Annotated in this window: 16 protein-coding genes; all 16 read left to right on the top strand. The window is 67.6% G+C overall.

Features of this window, described 5'->3' with window-relative positions:
- Positions 1-8 precede the first annotated feature (8 nt).
- The 16 genes from rfbF (at position 9) to AC1D1T_RS07135 (ending at position 16,308) form a co-directional block, all read left to right on the top strand.
- A complete protein-coding gene (rfbF, locus tag AC1D1T_RS07210; protein WP_477825224.1) occupies positions 9-782 on the top strand; it encodes a glucose-1-phosphate cytidylyltransferase in 774 nt (257 codons plus the stop codon).
- Positions 779-1,888, top strand: coding sequence for a CDP-glucose 4,6-dehydratase (gene rfbG, locus AC1D1T_RS07205; protein WP_477839209.1), 1,110 nt, complete (start codon positions 779-781; stop codon positions 1,886-1,888). Before rfbF ends, rfbG begins: the two co-directional genes overlap by 4 nt.
- Entirely contained in the window at positions 1,885-3,243 is a 1,359-nt protein-coding gene (rfbH, locus tag AC1D1T_RS07200; RefSeq protein WP_477825223.1) for a lipopolysaccharide biosynthesis protein RfbH, read from the top strand. Before rfbG ends, rfbH begins: the two co-directional genes overlap by 4 nt.
- Positions 3,244-3,246: 3 nt before the next feature.
- Positions 3,247-4,152, top strand: coding sequence for an NAD-dependent epimerase/dehydratase family protein (locus tag AC1D1T_RS07195; protein ID WP_477825222.1), 906 nt, complete (start codon positions 3,247-3,249; stop codon positions 4,150-4,152).
- Positions 4,077-5,432, top strand: a complete 1,356-nt coding sequence (locus tag AC1D1T_RS07190; RefSeq protein WP_477825221.1) for a hypothetical protein — start codon at positions 4,077-4,079, stop codon at positions 5,430-5,432. Before AC1D1T_RS07195 ends, AC1D1T_RS07190 begins: the two co-directional genes overlap by 76 nt.
- 20 nt (positions 5,433-5,452) lie before the next feature.
- On the top strand, positions 5,453-6,448 hold the full coding sequence (locus tag AC1D1T_RS07185; protein WP_477825220.1) for a glycosyltransferase family 2 protein: 996 nt from the start codon (positions 5,453-5,455) through the stop codon (positions 6,446-6,448).
- A 30-nt stretch (positions 6,449-6,478) separates the two neighbouring features.
- The gene (locus tag AC1D1T_RS07180) at positions 6,479-7,459 is read left to right on the top strand and encodes a GDP-mannose 4,6-dehydratase (protein WP_477825219.1); all 981 of its coding nucleotides are present in this window, start codon (positions 6,479-6,481) and stop codon (positions 7,457-7,459) included.
- 62 nt (positions 7,460-7,521) lie between these two features.
- Positions 7,522-8,637 (top strand): glycosyltransferase family 4 protein, encoded by a 1,116-nt coding sequence (locus AC1D1T_RS07175; RefSeq protein WP_477825218.1) that lies wholly within the window; start codon positions 7,522-7,524, stop codon positions 8,635-8,637.
- Positions 8,634-9,893: a glycosyl transferase gene (locus AC1D1T_RS07170; protein ID WP_477825217.1), complete on the top strand. Its 1,260-nt coding sequence runs from the start codon at positions 8,634-8,636 to the stop codon at positions 9,891-9,893. Before AC1D1T_RS07175 ends, AC1D1T_RS07170 begins: the two co-directional genes overlap by 4 nt.
- An 87-nt stretch (positions 9,894-9,980) precedes the next feature.
- Positions 9,981-11,147 carry a hypothetical protein gene (locus AC1D1T_RS07165; RefSeq protein WP_477825216.1) on the top strand — a complete coding sequence of 389 codons (1,167 nt, stop codon included), beginning with the start codon at positions 9,981-9,983 and terminating at the stop codon, positions 11,145-11,147.
- Entirely contained in the window at positions 11,140-11,895 is a 756-nt protein-coding gene (locus AC1D1T_RS07160) for a glycosyltransferase family 2 protein (RefSeq protein WP_477825215.1), read from the top strand. The genes AC1D1T_RS07165 and AC1D1T_RS07160 overlap by 8 nt, the downstream gene beginning before the upstream one ends.
- Positions 11,896-11,925: 30 nt before the next feature.
- On the top strand, positions 11,926-13,050 hold the full coding sequence (locus AC1D1T_RS07155) for an NAD-dependent epimerase/dehydratase family protein (protein ID WP_477991689.1): 1,125 nt from the start codon (positions 11,926-11,928) through the stop codon (positions 13,048-13,050).
- Positions 13,047-13,592 carry a serine O-acetyltransferase gene (locus AC1D1T_RS07150; RefSeq protein WP_477827862.1) on the top strand — a complete coding sequence of 182 codons (546 nt, stop codon included), beginning with the start codon at positions 13,047-13,049 and terminating at the stop codon, positions 13,590-13,592. Before AC1D1T_RS07155 ends, AC1D1T_RS07150 begins: the two co-directional genes overlap by 4 nt.
- A complete protein-coding gene (locus AC1D1T_RS07145) occupies positions 13,589-14,677 on the top strand; it encodes a WaaS/CpsH family glycosyltransferase (protein ID WP_477827863.1) in 1,089 nt (362 codons plus the stop codon). The genes AC1D1T_RS07150 and AC1D1T_RS07145 overlap by 4 nt, the downstream gene beginning before the upstream one ends.
- 39 nt (positions 14,678-14,716) lie before the next feature.
- On the top strand, positions 14,717-15,736 hold the full coding sequence (locus AC1D1T_RS07140; RefSeq protein ID WP_477991688.1) for an MraY family glycosyltransferase: 1,020 nt from the start codon (positions 14,717-14,719) through the stop codon (positions 15,734-15,736).
- A gap of 2 nt (positions 15,737-15,738) precedes the next feature.
- Positions 15,739-16,308 (top strand): NeuD/PglB/VioB family sugar acetyltransferase, encoded by a 570-nt coding sequence (locus AC1D1T_RS07135; RefSeq protein WP_477826534.1) that lies wholly within the window; start codon positions 15,739-15,741, stop codon positions 16,306-16,308.
- Positions 16,309-16,311 lie beyond the last annotated feature (3 nt).

Here is a 16,311-nt window from a genome sequence, read left to right as displayed (position 1 = left end):
GGAAAGACATGAAAGCTGTGATCCTGGCCGGAGGCCTCGGCACCCGCCTCAGCGAAGAAACCGCCACGCGGCCCAAGCCCATGGTCGAGATCGGCGGCAAGCCGATCCTGTGGCACATCCTGAAGATGTATGCCCACCACGGCGTCAACGACTTCGTGATCTGCTGCGGCTACAAGGGCTACGTCATCAAGGAGTACTTCGCGAACTACTTCCTGCACATGTCCGACGTCACCTTCGACATGCGCAGCAACACGATGGAAGTACACCAGAAGCGCGCCGAGCCCTGGAAGGTGACGCTGGTGGACACCGGCGACGACTCGATGACCGGCGGGCGGCTGCTACGCGTCGCCCGCTTCGTGCGCGACGAGGAGGCCTTCTGCTTCACGTATGGCGACGGTGTCGGCGACATCGACATCCGTGCCAGCATCGCTTTTCACCAGGCCCACGGCAAGGCTGCCACGCTGACGGCCACCTACCCGCCGGGCCGTTTCGGTGCGCTCGAGATCCGTGACCGGCAGGTGCTCAATTTCAAGGAGAAGCCCCAGGGCGACGGCGCCATGATCAACGGCGGATTCTTCGTGTTGAAGCCGTCGGTGCTCGACTACGTCAAGGATGACACGACGATCTGGGAGCAGGAGCCGCTGATGCGGCTGGCCGCCGACCAGCAGCTGATGGCCTACGAGCACACCGGGTTCTGGCAGCCAATGGACACGCTGCGTGACAAGCACCACCTGGAAGAGCTGTGGGCCTCGGGCTGCGCGCCGTGGAAGGCGTGGGAATGAGCGGCACGTACGCGGCCGCTGTGCCGGACGCCGGCGTCACACCCGCCTTCTGGCAGGGCAAACGTGTGCTGCTCACGGGGCACACCGGCTTCAAGGGCGGCTGGCTGAGCCTGTGGTTGCAATCGCTGGGCGCGCAGCTGCACGGCTTGGCTCTGGAAGCGCCGACGACACCCAACCTCTACGCCGAAGCCGGCATCGGCGCCGGCATGGAAAGCACGCTCGCGGACATTCGCAACGCCGACGCAGTGCGCGCCTGCATGGCAGCCTCCAGGCCGGAGATCGTCATCCACATGGCGGCGCAGCCGCTGGTGCGCCATTCGTACACCGACCCGGTGGCAACCTACGCGACGAACGTGATGGGCACCGTGCACGTGCTGGAGGCGGCACGTCACGTCGGCACCGTGCGCGCGGTCGTCAGCGTGACCACTGACAAGTGCTACGAAAACCGAGAGTGGCCCTGGGGGTACCGGGAGGACGAGCCCATGGGGGGTCACGATCCGTACAGCAACAGCAAGGGCTGCGCCGAGCTCGTGACCTCAGCCTATCGCCGCTCGTTCTTCCGCGATGGCGGCATCGCGCTCGCATCCGCCCGCGCCGGCAACGTGATCGGCGGCGGCGACTGGGCCGCCGACCGGCTGGTGCCCGACATCCTGCGCGCCTTCGAACGCAACGAACCGGTCGTCATTCGCAACCCGCATTCGATCCGCCCCTGGCAGCATGTGCTGGAGCCGCTGTCGGGCTACCTGGTGCTGGCCGAGCGACTCTGGCACGACGGCCAGTCGTTCGCCGAGGCATGGAACTTCGGCCCGCGCGACGAGGACGCGCGTCCGGTGCAGTGGATCGTCGAGCGCATGGCCCGCGAATGGGGACAGGGCGCCGGCTGGCGCCTCGATGGCGGCTCGCACCCGCACGAGGCGCACTACCTCAAGCTCGACATCTCCAAGGCTCGCAGCCGCCTGGGCTGGCGGCCGCGCTGGCCCCTGGACACAGCGCTCACGCGCATCACGCAATGGCACCACGCCTGGCGCGATCACCAGGACATGCAGGCGCTCTGCCTCGCACAGATCCGGCAGCACACGACTTCGACCGACAAGGAATCCGCATGAGCAGCATCCCCATCATCCCCGCCGTCGTCCCGGCCCCGGCTCAGCCGGGTGCGGCCCTGCGCGCGCAGATCGCCGAGCTGGTCCAGCAGTACGCCGATCTGGCGCTGGCGCCCCGGCCCTTCGTGCCGGGCCAGTCGCCTGTTCCGGTATCGGGCAAGGTCATCGGCGCGAAGGAGTTGCAGTTGATGGTCGAGGCCTCCCTCGACGGCTGGCTGACCACCGGACGCTTCAACGCGGCATTCGAGGAGCGGCTCGCGCGGTTCCTGGGCGTCAAGCACCTGATCACCGTCAACTCGGGCTCCTCAGCCAACCTGGTCGCGTTCTCGACGCTCACCTCGTCGCGCCTGGGCGAACGGGCCATCCGCCCGGGCGACGAAGTTATCGGCGTCGCCGCGGGCTTTCCGACCACCGTCAACCCGATCCTGCAGTTCGGCGCCGTGCCGGTGTTCGTGGACGTGGACCTGGCCACCCACAACATCGATGCCGACAAGATCGAGGCGGCGATCACCCCGAAGACGAAGGCCATCATGCTCGCCCACTCGCTGGGCAACCCGTTCAACCTGGACGCGGTGACGGCGCTGAGCAAGAAGCACGGCCTCTGGCTGGTGGAAGACTGCTGCGACGCGCTGGGGGCCACCTACGACGGGCGCCTGGTCGGCACCTTCGGCGACATCGGGACCCTCAGTTTCTACCCGGCGCACCACATCACCATGGGCGAGGGCGGCGCGGTGTTCACCAACAACGCCGAACTGAAACTCATCGCCGAGTCGTTCCGTGACTGGGGCCGCGACTGCTATTGCGCCCCGGGCAAGGACAACACCTGCAACAAGCGCTTCTGCTGGAAGCTCGGCGAGTTGCCGGAAGGCTACGACCACAAGTACATCTACTCGCACCTCGGCTACAACCTGAAGATCTCCGACATGCAGGCTGCCTGCGCACTGGCGCAGATGGACCGGCTGGACGACTTCATCCGCGCGCGCCGCGAAAACTTCGCCTACCTTCACGAGAAGCTGCAGTCCTGCGCCGAGTTCTTCCACATGCCGCAGGCGACGCCGAAGGCGAATCCGTCGTGGTTCGGCTTTCCGCTCGTGTTGCGGCCGGAGTCCGGCATCAAGCGGGTCGACCTGCTGGCCTACCTGGACCAGCACAAGATCGGCACGCGGCTACTGTTCGCCGGCAACCTGACGCGCCAGCCGTACATGCTGGGGCGCAACTTCCGCGTCAGCGGCGAACTGGTCAACACCGACATCGTGATGCACCAGACCTTCTGGCTCGGCGTGTATCCCGGGCTGACGACCGAGCACCTGGACCACGTGGTGGCGCGGCTCGAAGAGTTCTTGGGCATCGGCTTCTGACGCATGGGTGATCACGCGTCCCCGTGGATCCTGCTGACGGGTGCTGCCGGCTTTGTCGGGCGGCACGTCGCGCGCTGCCTGCGCGACGGGGGGCATCGCGTCGCCGGGCTGTTGCGCGAAAGCGCCGAGCGGCCCGCGGCAGGCGATGCGTGCGAGTTCTGGCTGCGGCCCTCCGAACTCGCCGGCGCGACCGGTGCCGGCCCGCTGCAGGCGGTGGTCCATCTTGCGACGGCCTATGGACACGACGGCCGGCTGGCCGAGGTCGTGGAGAGCAATCTGTTCCTGCCTGCCCGCCTGCTCGACCTGTGCCGCACCGCGGGCTGCACGCAGTTCATCAGCACCGACACCTTCTTCGGCAAACCGCAGTTCAGCTACCCGCACCTGCAGGCCTACATCCGATCCAAGCGCGAGCTGCTCGAGTGGGCACAACTCGCCTGCGCCACCGATCCGCAGCTGCGCTATTCCAGCCTGCGACTCGAGCACGTCTACGGCGAAGGCGACGGTCCGCGCAAGTTCGTGCCCGACCTCATCGCCAGGCTGCAACGCGGGCAGCCGCAGATCGAGCTGACCGCGGGCGACCAGCTGCGCGACTTCATCCACGTCGAGGACGTCGCCCGCGCCTATGCCTGCGTGCTGGGCGAAGGGCTGCGCCTGCCGGCCGGTGTCACCGAGTACCAGGTCGGCACCGGCAGCGCCATCCCGCTGCGCCGGTTCGTGGAAACCGCGCATCGGCTGACGGCCTCATCCTCGCACCTGAACTTCGGTGCCCTGCCCCATCGCCCGGGCGAGATCATGGCCTCGGCCGCCGACACCCGCCGGCTCGCCGCACTCGGATGGCAGCCAGCCACGGCGCTGGAGGACGGGCTGCTGCGCACGGCGGCCGCCAGTCTGTCGGGGACGTCGCAATGAAGCTGCGTCCGCATCACTGGGTGGTCCTGTCGGCCTGGGCCGGCAAGGTGGTCACGGCCGTGATCCAGATTGCCGTCATCCGCGTCATCATCGACCGCATCGGCATCGATCTCTATGCCGGCATGGCGCTGCTGACCGGCCTTGCGGGGTGGTATGCGCTGGCGGACGGCGGCATCGGCAACAGCCTGCAGAACCACATCGCCGAGCGTCGCGCCAGGTCCGAGTCCTCGGACGGCCTGGTCTGGACCGGCCTGCTGCTGGCGCTCGCGCTGCTGCTGGGCCTGATGGTGCTGCAGTCGCTCATCAGCCCCATCCTCGGGCCGCTGCTGCTCAAGAACATCCCCGGCCTGGACGACGCGGCGCGGGCCGCGTCCTTCCGCGTGTTCGGCCAGCTCTCGCTGCTGGCAGTGGCCGGGGGGCTGGTTTACAAGGTCTGGTACGCCGTGCAGAAAGGCTATCTCGCCAACGTGCTGCCCGCGCTGGCCGCCGTGATCGGACTCATCGCCGTGAAGCACGTGCCGGCCGCCGCGCCCGCCGACCAGCTGCTGTGGTGCCTGGTGGCCATCGTCGCGCCCACCGCGCTGCTGCCGCTGCCGTTCGCCGTGGCCCATGGCATCCGGGCCTGGCTGCGCGGCGGCCGCCTCACCCGCGGCCACACCCGGATCCTGATGAGCCGCGCCGCGCAGTTCACCGGGCTGGCGGTGATGGCGGCCGTGGTCCTGCAGGTCGACTACATCGTCCTCTCGCAGGTCCTGCCAGCGTCCGACATCGTGGTCTACAACGTCTCGATGAAGGTCTTCGGCACCGCCTTCTTCGTCTACTTCTCGGTGCTGCTGGCGTTCTGGCCCGTTCTCACCGAACTCATCGCCCGAAACGACTGGCAGGCCGTGCGCGCACGGGTGAAGGCGATCCTCGCACGCGGAGCGTGCTTCATGCTCGCGGTCACGCTCGGCGTGCTGTGCTTCGAACGGCAGATCTTCGACCTGCTGGCACCCAGGACCACCCTCTCCGCGGGTCCGCTGGTGATCGTGCTGCTGGGCCTCTATTTCTCGGTGCGCATCTGGACCGACACCTTTTCGACCGTGCTGTCCAGCATGAGCCGCATCGGCCCGCTGCTGAAGTGGGTGCCCGTCCAGGCCGCCATCAACGTGACGCTGCAGGTCGTCCTCGCGCCACGCTACGGCGTCGCCGGCATGGTGATCGCGCTCATCACCGCCTTCCTGCTGACGGTCTCGTGGGTGCTGCCGCGCCACGTGGTCCGGATGTGGACACCCCGTTGATACGCCCGCCTCGCCCCGCCATGCCCTACCTCCTGTCGATCTGCATCCCGACCTACAACCGCGCCGATATGCTGCGCCACACGATCGACAGCATCCTGGGCCAGGGTGTCGACGGCGTCGAGATCGTCGTGAGCGACAACGCCTCGACCGACGGCACGGATGCGCTGATGCAGGAGCTGGCGCAGCGGCACCCGCAGATCCGCTACGTGCGGTCGGCCACGAACGTCGGCGCCGACCGCAACTTCCTGAAGGCGGTCGAGCTGGCGGCCGGCCGCTACGCCTGGCTCATGGGGAGCGACGACCTGGTGGCGCCGGGGGGAGTGGCCGAGGTTCTGCAGGCCATCGCGAGCCACCCCGAACTTCCCGGCTTCAGCGTCAACCGGCAGATGTACGACCTGAGCATGACACGCGCCCTGCCCGACATGGATCTCTTCACGCCGCGCACGGAGCGGGTCCATGTCCACCGCTCGGCCCTGGACGCATGCGACGACCTCGGCATCTACCTGAGCTTCATCTCCGGCCAGGTCTTCCGGAAGGAGGCCTGGAGCCGCCATGCGCAGGCACCGGGCATCGAGAAGTACTACAACGGCCTCGTGCACCTGTATGTGCTGTACGCGATGATCCGCGACGCCGGCACCTGGGGTGCGGTGGCCGCGCCCCTCGTGCGCTGCCGCAGTGACAACGACTCCTTCCTGAGCGCCGGTCATTTCAAGCGCTTCCAGATCGACATCATCGGCTTCTCCGATGCCGCCGGCGATGTGTTCGGCCGCGCGAGCCCGGTCTACCGGCTGCTGATGCGCAAGGTGCTGCGCAACCTGCTTGTGAACCGTGTCATCGGCTTCAAGCTGGGCCGGGTGCGCGGTGTCTACTTCAAAAGCTTTCTGGCCGCGTTTCCCGTCTGCTGGCGGGAGGCGCGCTTCTGGGGTGTCTTCGTGCCCGTGCTGCTGATGCCGGCCTCGCTGATGCAACACGCGCTCGAACTGCGGCGGCGCCTGAAGCCGACGCCGACAGCCTGAACCGGCCCCTTCCACGAATCGTCAGGAACCATGACGCAACACACTGAACGACGAGCACTGATCTGCGGCGTGGGCGGACAGGACGGCGCCTACCTTGCGCAGCTGCTGCTCGACAAAGGCTACCAGGTCTTCGGCACCTCGCGGGACGCCAACGCACAACGCTTCGCGGGCCTGGCATCGCTCGGTCTGACCGGGCGCGTGCGACTGCTGTCGATGGCGCCGAACGACTTCCGCAGCGTCCTGCAGACGCTGCGGCTCAGTGCACCCGACGAGATCTACAACCTGGCCGGACAGTCCTCGGTCGGGCTGTCCTTCGAGCAACCCGTGGAGACGATCGAAAGCATCTCCATGGGAACGCTGAACCTGCTCGAAGCCATCCGCTTCGCCGACCGGCCGATCCGGCTCTACAGCGCCGGCTCCAGCGAGTGCTTCGGCGACACAGGTACCCAGCGCGCCAGCGAGACCACGCCGTTCCGGCCGCGCAGCCCGTACGCGGTGGCCAAGGCCTGTGCGCACAACCTCGTGGCCAACTACCGCGAGGCCTACGGCATGCATGCAAGCACCGGCATCCTGTTCAACCACGAGTCGCCGCTGCGACCGGAACGCTTCGTCACCCAGAAGATCGTGCGCTCAGCGGCCCGCATCGCGCAGGGCACCGCGGATGCGCTGACGATCGGCAACCTGGATATCCACCGCGACTGGGGATGGGCCCCGGAATACGTGGAGGCCATGTGGCGCATGCTGCAGCAACCCGAGCCGGGCGATTGCGTGATCGCCACGGGCCGAACCGTGTCGCTCGAGGAGTTCGTCGCCCTGGCCTTCAGCCACTTCGGGCTGGATTGGCGCCATCACGTGCGCCATGATGCAACGCTGTTGCGGCCGTCGGACATCCGCTTCGGCGCTGCCGATCCCAGCCTGGCGCGCGACAAGCTCGGCTGGCAGGCCAGCGTCACGCTCGAAGAGTGCGTGGCACGGATGTGCCGTGCTGCCGAATCGGGCCACGACCGGTGACTTGACGCCATTCACTCGACGCCCCTTCAGGCCATCCGCGCGGAGCACCAAGGCAAATCTGCATGCACACCATCGTTTACGACCACCAGACCTTCATCGCCCAGGAGTTCGGTGGCATCTCGCGCTACTTCTGCGAGCTGGCGGCCCGCGTCCACCGCACCGAGGGCTACAGAGCGCGGGTCATCGCGCCGCTGCACTACAACGGCTACCTGCCTGACTGTCCGGTACCGCAGACGGCCCTGCGCGTGTCGCTGCGTTTTCGCGGTGAATCTCGCGTATACCGGGCGGTCGATGCGGTGCTCGCGCCACCCCTGACGTGGGCCAGTTCGCCGTCGCTGATCCATCGCACGTACTATTCCCCGCCGCCGGTCCGACGCTCTCGCGTTCCGGTGGTGCTGACGGTGTTCGACATGATCCACGAACTGTTCCCGGACAACTTTCCGCCCACCGATCCCATCGTTCGATGCAAGCCCGCCTGCGTGGCGGCCGCGGACCACGTGCTGTGCATCTCGCACTCCACGGCGAACGACCTGGTGCGCCTGTTCAACATTCCGCGCGAGAAAATCTCGGTGACCTACCTCGCGTGTTCCGACCTGTTCGCCGCGCCCGCGCCAACCGGCGAAACGTCTCCGCACAATCGGCCCTATCTCCTCTACGTGGGTCACCGGGGCGGCTACAAGAACTTCGACATGGCCTTGCGCGCCTATGCGGCCTCAGCGCGCCTTGCGGCGGACTTCGACCTCGTCACCTTCGGCGGGCGCCCGACGTTCACCCCCGACGAGCAGGCCCTCATCACCAGCCTGCCGTTGCGACCGGGCAGCGTCGTGCGGCTCGGCGGTTCCGACGATGACCTCGCGCGGACCTACCGCCATGCCCGTGCCTTCGTCTACCCCTCGCTGTACGAGGGCTTCGGGATCCCGCCGCTGGAGGCGATGAGTTCCGGCTGCGTCGTCGTCTGCTCCGACACGAGTTCCATTCCCGAGGTCGTCGGCGATGCGGCGATGCTGTTCGATCCGAGCGACGTCGACGCGACCCGCCAGGCTCTGGAGGTGGCATGCTTCGACGAGAGCAGGCGCACGGACCTGCTGGCGCGCGGCGCGGCACGCGTGCGCGAGTTCACCTGGGACCGCTGTGCCCGGGAAACCGTCGACGCCTACCGCCGGGTGGTGGGCGCATGACCGCCGCCCTGCACGCCACCGGCGGCCCCGCCGGGCGCGCGGCCTCGACGGCCATCTTCACGGCCTGCTCGGTGAACTACCTGCCGAAGGCCATGGCAATGTGCCTATCGGCACTGGATCACGAGCCGCAGGCCTCGCTGGTGATCCTGCTCGCCGACGGCAAGCGCGACATCGGCCTGTCGGATCCGCGCGTACGCATCCTGTGGGCGGAGGACCTCGGCTTCCCCGACTACCTGAAGTGCGCATTCAAGTACAACATCATCGAGTTCAACACCGCACTCAAGCCATGCGCCGCGCTGCACTTGCTGGCCTCGCACGAGCGGGTCATCTACCTCGATCCTGACGTCTGCGTCTTCTCGCCGCTCGACACGGTGTACGCCGGCCTGGACAGGCACGCCGCCGTGTTCACGCCGCATGCGCTCACACCCTACGATGGTGAAGGCCGGCCGAGCGACCGCGACCTGCTGCGTTTCGGCAGCAACAACCTGGGCTTCTTCGCGGTGCGACGCTCGGCTTCGGCCGAGCAGATGCTGCGCTGGTGGCATGCGCGTTGTCACCGCGACTGCTACTACGAGCCTCAGCTGGGGCTCGGCGTCGACCAGAAATGGATCGACCTGGCATTCGCCTTCTTCGACGACCTCGGTCTCCTCAAGGACCCGGGCCTGAACGTGGCCTTCTGGAACCTCCACGAGCGGCAGCTGTCGCGCACCGACCGCGGGTGGCGCGTCAACGGCAGTGCGGCACTCGGCTTCGTGCACTTCAGTTCCTTCGTGGAATCGGACGCGCAGGCCGTCGCCGACAAGCAGACCCGCCATGTCGCTGGATCCCGCCCCGACTTCGCGCAGGCAGCGGCGGTCTACCGTGACTACCTGCACAAGGCGAAGGCCTTGGTGCAGGTCACCGACCCGGCCTACAGCTACGGGCGCTTCGACAACGGCGACACGGTCGCGCCCGCGCTGCGTCGGTTCTACGCCGTCTGCGACCGCCCGGAGGTGCAGGGCGAGACGAACCCGTTCGCGGCGAACGGTGCGGTCCACCGCTACGCGCGCGAGCACGGCCTGACCTCGGCACGGCCAGCGTCCACGACGCATGCCAACTTCAAGGTCCAGGCCGACTACTCGCGCCAGCAGCGCATCATCACCGGCGCGTTCCGCTGGACCTTGCGCCTGCTGGGCCCGGACCGGTATTTCAACCTCATGCGCTACCTGGCGCACTACTCGTCGCTGCTGAACCAGGGCGACTTGCTCCGCAAGTGACCTGAGGGCCGATCGCACGCCATGAAAGACCTGCTTGAGCTGATCGTCTTCGACACCGTCTTCGCCTGGGCCCTGCTGGCGATCACGGTGGTGGGGATCATCGTCACGCCGAAGCTGTTCGGTGTGAAGCTGCTCAACGGCCTGCTGTTCTCGCAGATCACGCTCTTCTTCAACGCCACGACCGTCATCGCCGGGCTGAGCACGGACGCGATCCCGGTGGAGCGCGGCATCCACTTCTTCGCCGTCGAGTTCGCCTTCCTGGCCGCGATGTATGCCGTCTACGGCCGCCTCATCCGCAACCGGGTGCGGGTGATCGACGCGCTGAATCGCTTCTTCGACGGCCCGTTTGCGCGACCGTTCGTCGCCTTCATGGTGCTGATCGCGATCTTCAACTACGTGGCGACGCCCACGGACGGCAGCTCGCGCATCCAGTACATGACCGGCGCCTGGTTCTCGCTGCTCAAGCCATTCATCCAGCTGGCCACGCCCCTGTCCTACCTCGGCGTGTTCATCCTGCTGCTGAACCCGCGACGGCGCGGCCTGGGCTACCTGCTGCTGGTCACCGCCGTCATCGGCAATGTCCTGACCGGGTCCAAGGCCTCGTTCGCGTTCAGTCTGTTCACCGCCTTCCTCGCGCTGCGTGACCTGTCCATCGCCCCGCGCATGCAGATCCGCGGAGCCGACAAACTCAAGCTGTCGGTCTTCGTGGGCGCGATGGTGGCACTGGCCCTGACGCGGCTGGACGTGTCGGCCGGCGACGTCTCGGACCGCTTCTTCCTCTTCGGCGAAGCGACGATCATGACCTACTTCTCAGAGCGGCCGACCGCCGCCTGCGAGAACGTCTCGACCTTCGCCAGCATGCACCGCGGCTGGGCGCGGCTCGCCGGGGACGCATCGGCGAACAACATCGACACGCTGTTCGGATTCGCCCTGATGATCGAGACGGTCGGGATCAACACCTTCACCGGCCCGAATGCCCGGCTGTCCGCCTATGCGTTGTGCAATTTCCCCGACGAGCGCATCTTGCTTTGCGCCATTGTGGTGGTTGCCTACCTCGGCCTGCTGCTTGCAGTGTTCCGACGCACGCTGTCGCGGCCAACGCACCTCGCCATCTTCTACCCGTTCTTCCTGGTGTCCCTGGCCGGCGCGTCCCAGGACTTCAATCTGATCATGCAGGACATCACCATCTACATCCTGCTGCTGCTCACCACCATCCCGCTCTACGGAGCCACCCCCAGGCGACAACTTGGATAAGTACCTTCTATCACTCGTCATTGCCGCCAAGGACCCGCCCGCCGCACCGTTCGCGCTGTGCCTCGCTTCCTTCTCGGCCTTGGCGCACGCGCACCGCATTCAGATCGTCCTCGTCGAGAGTGGCGAACCGGCCAGGCTCGAACCCGCATCCCTCGCCGCCTTCGCCGACGTGAAGCGCCTGCAGGTGCCGGCCGAAGGCGTCTATGCCGCCTACAACGCCGGCATCGGCGCAGCGGACGGAACCTACCTGCTCTTCTTCGGCGTGGACGACATCGCGCTGCCCGGCATGGACAGCGTCATCGCCCACCTCGCGGCAGCGCCCGAGCCCTACCACCTCTACGCCGCCACCTGCTACATGCAGGCCACCGGCGTGCAGCGCCCGTCGACGCGGCGGACCTCGCTCATCCTTGCCAACTGGTGCCACCAGGGCATCTTCTATCGGTGCAGCCACCTGCTCGAGCACCGCTACGAGGTCCGCTACCGCATGCAGGCGGACCACAAGCTGAACATCGACATCGTCTCCAATCGCGCGCTGCGCTTCGGGGTGTCGCAGGAGATGGTCGCGTACTTCTCCGCCGGCGGCATCTCCTCGGTGCGCCCCGACCTGGTGTTCCGCAAGGATTTTCCCGCCATCGTCGCCGCCGCCTACGGCAAGCCCTGGGGCTGGCTGGTCCGGGCAAAGCAGCTCCTGATCGACCTGCTGCTCGGGGCGCCCGAAAAGCGCTTCATGCCGCGCGACAAGCTCTGACCTGCGAGCCAACCCACACGACCACGACCCATGCAAAAGATCCTCATCACCGGCGGCCTCGGCTTCATCGGCACCACCCTCGCGCGCCGGCTGCTGTCCGCGGGCCATGACGTCACGCTGCTCGACCCGCTGTCGACGCAGATCCACGGCGACCTGCCCAACGTGCAGGTCCCGGACGGCGCCCGCTTCGTCCGTCTCGACGTGCGCGACATTGCCGAGAATGCACAGCTGCTGGAAGGCGTGGACAGCGTCTACCACCTCGCCGCCGAAACCGGTACCGCGCAGTCGATGTACCAGATCCGCCACTACGTCGGCGTGAACGAGCTGGGGACGGCAGCCCTGTTCGAGGCCATCGCCAAGTGCACGCGCCGGCCGACGCGCCTGGTGTTGGCTTCCAGCCGCAGCATCTACGGCGAAGGGGCCTACCGCAGCGATGCGCAGCCCGGCGTCGTGCTGCAGCCCGAGACGCGCGGCAAGGAGCAACTCGCCCAGGCGCGCTGGGAACTCACCGACGATGCAGGCCGCGCACTGCACGCGATCCCCACGCCGGAGACGCTGCCGCCGGCCCCCGGCTCGGTGTACGCGGCCACCAAGATGGCGCAGGAGATGCTCGTGCGCACCGCCTCGCTGTCCGTCGGCCTGAAGACCACGATCCTGCGCTTCCAGAACGTCTACGGCGAAGGCCAGTCTCTGCGCAATCCGTACACCGGCATCATCTCCATCTTCTTCAACCGCATCCGCCAGGGCCTGGACATCCCGATCTACGAAGACGGCCACGAGTCGCGCGACTTCGTGCACGTCGACGACGTGGTGCACGCACTGCATCGTTCGATCGAGGCCGACCTGCCGAACAACGCCGTCATCAACGTGGGCGCCGGCGTGCCGACCTCGGTGCTGGCCCTCAGCGAGACGCTGCGCAGGGTTTCCGGCTTCGACGCGCGCACGCGGATCACCGGCCAGTACCGCGTCGGCGACATCCGCCACTGCTATGCCGACCTGACCCGGCTGGAATCCCTGCTCGGCCTGCGGCCCACGGTCAGTCTGGACGAAGGCCTGACCCGCTTCTGCAACTGGGCCCGCACGCAGCCCGTGCACGTCGATCAGCTGGAGGCCGCCACCGCAGTGCTGCGCGAAAAGGGACTCAGCAATCCATGACACGCAACGAGCTGCTCGATGCCGACTGGGCACGTCTGTGTGCCCTGAGCGGCCAGCCCGGCCGCGCGCGGCGCTGGTCGAGTGCCTTCTCGCCGCGCTTCGCCCCCGTCTGGCTGCTGCGCACCGGCCAGGCCTTGTGGGCCGGCGGCTGGCCCCGCCTGGCCAAGCTGCCCGGCCTGCTGAACGCCGTGCTGTTCGGGCTCGAGGTCCCGGCACGCCTGCCGATCGGCCCCGGGCTGGTGATCGCCCACACCTACGGCACCGTCCTCGGCGCTGCACGCATCGGCGACCGCGTCACCATCTTCCAACAAGTGACGCTGGGCGCGCGCGAGGCCGATTTCCATTTCGATGCCGCCAAGCGCCCGCTCGTCGAGGACGACGTCACGCTGGCGGCGGGCGCGAAAGTGCTCGGCCCGGTGACCCTGGGGCAGGGTTGCACAGTGGGCGCCAACGCCGTGGTCCTGGCCGACGTTCCGGCAGGCGCACTGGCGGTCGGCGTGCCGGCGCGCATCGTCGGACCGAAAGGCCCTGCCGAACCATGAACCAGACCGCCAACGTGCCGGCAGCAAGCCCGCGTCGAGGGCATGTGCTGCTCGTATCGCCGCTGACATTCAACTACCACCAGATCATCTGCGACACGCTGCGCGGCCTGGGCTATGAGGTGACCTGGTGGAACGAGCGCGCAAGCGACGGCACGCTCCACAAGATCCTGTTGCGGCTGCTGCCGGGCTGGACCCGCAAGGTGTCCCAGCGGCACTTCCTGCGCCGCCTCGATGCGCTCGATCCGCGGTCGATCTCCCATGTGCTGGTCATCAAGGGCGAGGGCCTGACGACGCACGTCGTGCAGCAGATGCGGCAACGGTTTCCCGGCGCCTCGATGGGTTTCTACCTGTGGGATGGCCTGGAGAACGTCCCGGGAGCCCCGGCCTTGCTGGGCAGCTTCGACAGCGTTGCCACGTTCGACCCGCAGGACGCGCAGCGCCACGGCTGGAATCACCGCCCGCTGTTCGCGAAGAACACGGCACCGATCGCCACACCCGCTTCCGGCTACCTCTTCGACTGGTGCTTCATCGGCACACTGCATTCCGATCGCTACCGGGTCGTCAACCGGGTGCGTCAGTCCATGAAGGACGCCGCGCGCGCGTTCGTCTTCGGCTTCTTTCCCAGCACGCTCCAGTCCGTCGTGGCGCGGCTTCGCTCCCCGGCCATGTGGCGTGCGGCGCGCGGCGAGCTGTCGACCCGGGCGATGGCGCCGGCGCAGGTGCGCTCCGTCGTCGCGCAGTCGTGTGCCGTGCTCGACGTCGAACATCCCCGCCAGCGCGGCCTCACCATGCGCACCATCGAGACCTTGCTCGCCGGCAAGAAGCTCATCACCACCAATCGCCATATTCTCGAGAGCGACCTGTTCCATCCCTCGCGCGTGCTGCTGATCTCGCGATCCGCGCCGGCGATCGACGACGCGTTCCTCGGCGTGCCGTTCGAGCCCGTCGAGGATTCGCTTCGGCAGTCGTACTCGTGCGAGGGTTGGGCACTTCAGTTGCTTGCCGCACAGGAACAGGCGCGAGCGCGGCGACCCGACACCCGACCTCCCGCCATGTCGGATGGCACCCGCGGCACAAGCCACTAAACTCCTGCGCTACGCGCAAGCCTCCCCCTCCTCAATTCCATGATCATCCTGTGTCTGCTGCTGGGCCTGGTCGCCTCCTGGGTCACCACCGAGCGTGCGCGCAAGTACGCCCTGGATGCCGACCTGCTCGACCATCCGAATGCCCGCAGTTCCCACACCATCCCCACGCCGCGTGGGGGCGGGGTCGCCATCGTCGGGTCCTTTCTCGCGCTGGTGGCCCTCCTCTGGCTCGCCGGACACGTTCCGGCGGACTTTGCCGCCGCGGCGCTGGGCAGCGGCCTCGCCGTCGCCATCGTGGGCTTCATCGACGACCGCAAGTCGATCCCCGCGCGCTGGCGCTTCCTCATCCATGCGGCGGCGGGCACCTGGGTCCTGATTGTGCTGAGAGGCATACCGCCCGTGCCCATCTTCGGCCTGTCGGTGAACCTCGGATGGTTCGGCCTCGCCCTGGCGGTCACCTACGTGGTCTGGATGATCAACCTCTGCAACTTCATGGACGGCATCGACGGCATCGCGAGCGTCGAAGCCATCACCGTCTCGCTCGGTGGTGCTGCATGCTGGTGGATTGCCACCGCAACGCCCCACTGGTTCGTTCCCGTCGCGTTCGCCGCCTGCGTTGCAGGCTTCCTCGCCTGGAACTACCCGCCGGCGAAGATCTTCATGGGCGACTCGGGCAGCGGCTTCATCGGCCTGGTGCTGGCCCTGCTCTCCCTCTGGACGGCGCAGCAGGCCACGCAGGTGTTCTGGTGCTGGTTCATCCTGCTGGGGGGCTTCATGGTCGACGCCACGACGACGCTGGTGCGACGGGTGCGGCGCGGCGAGCGATTCTCCGAAGCCCATCGCAGCCATGCCTATCAATATGCATCGCGCAAGCACCGTTCGCATCAGCGAGTGACGCTGGCCTTCGCTGCCGTGAATCTGTTGTGGCTGCTGCCGATTGCGCTGCTGGTCGCCTGGCGGCTGGTGGACGGCGTCGCTGCCACCATCGTGGCCTATGCACCGCTGGTGTGGCTGGCCTTTCGCTACAAGGCCGGCGTGCGCGCCGAACAGGACGTCTGACCATGGCTCGTGTGTTGATCGTGGGCGCAGGGGGATATGGCCGCTCGGTCGCGGACGCGCTGCTGTGCGCGCAGCAGCGGCCGGTCGGCTTTCTCGACGACCGCTGGCCCGACCTGCAGCAGGTGTGGGATGAGCCGGTGCTTGGCAGGCTCGCCGATCTGATCCGTCTGCGCGAGCAGGCGGATGCGGTCGTGATCGCCATCGGCAATAACGCCGCCCGGCGCCGGGCGTTCCAGCAGGCGCTGGCCGCCGGATTCACGGCCGCCGGCGTGATCCACCCGCGTGCCGTGGTGTCGCCGCGCGCCTTCATCGGCGCCGGTGTGACCATCATGGCCAATGCCGTCATCGGATGCGATGCACATGTCGGCGACGGCGTCATCGTCAACGCCGGAGCCATCATCGACCACGACGCACGGCTCGGTGACTTTGCTCATGTGGGCATCGGCGCCTGCATGGCAGGCGGAGCCGAACTCGGCGACGAAGCCTGGCTCCAGGAAGGCTGCACGCTGGGCCCGGGCCAGAAGGTGCCGGCCGGCATCACCGTCGCAGCCGACAGATCCCAGCGGGGTTGAATC

It is taken from the genome of Rhizobacter sp. P2_H3 (assembly GCF_056403355.1).
Note: the sequence above shows the minus strand (reverse complement) of the source record. Positions and strands in the feature narration are given on the sequence as shown.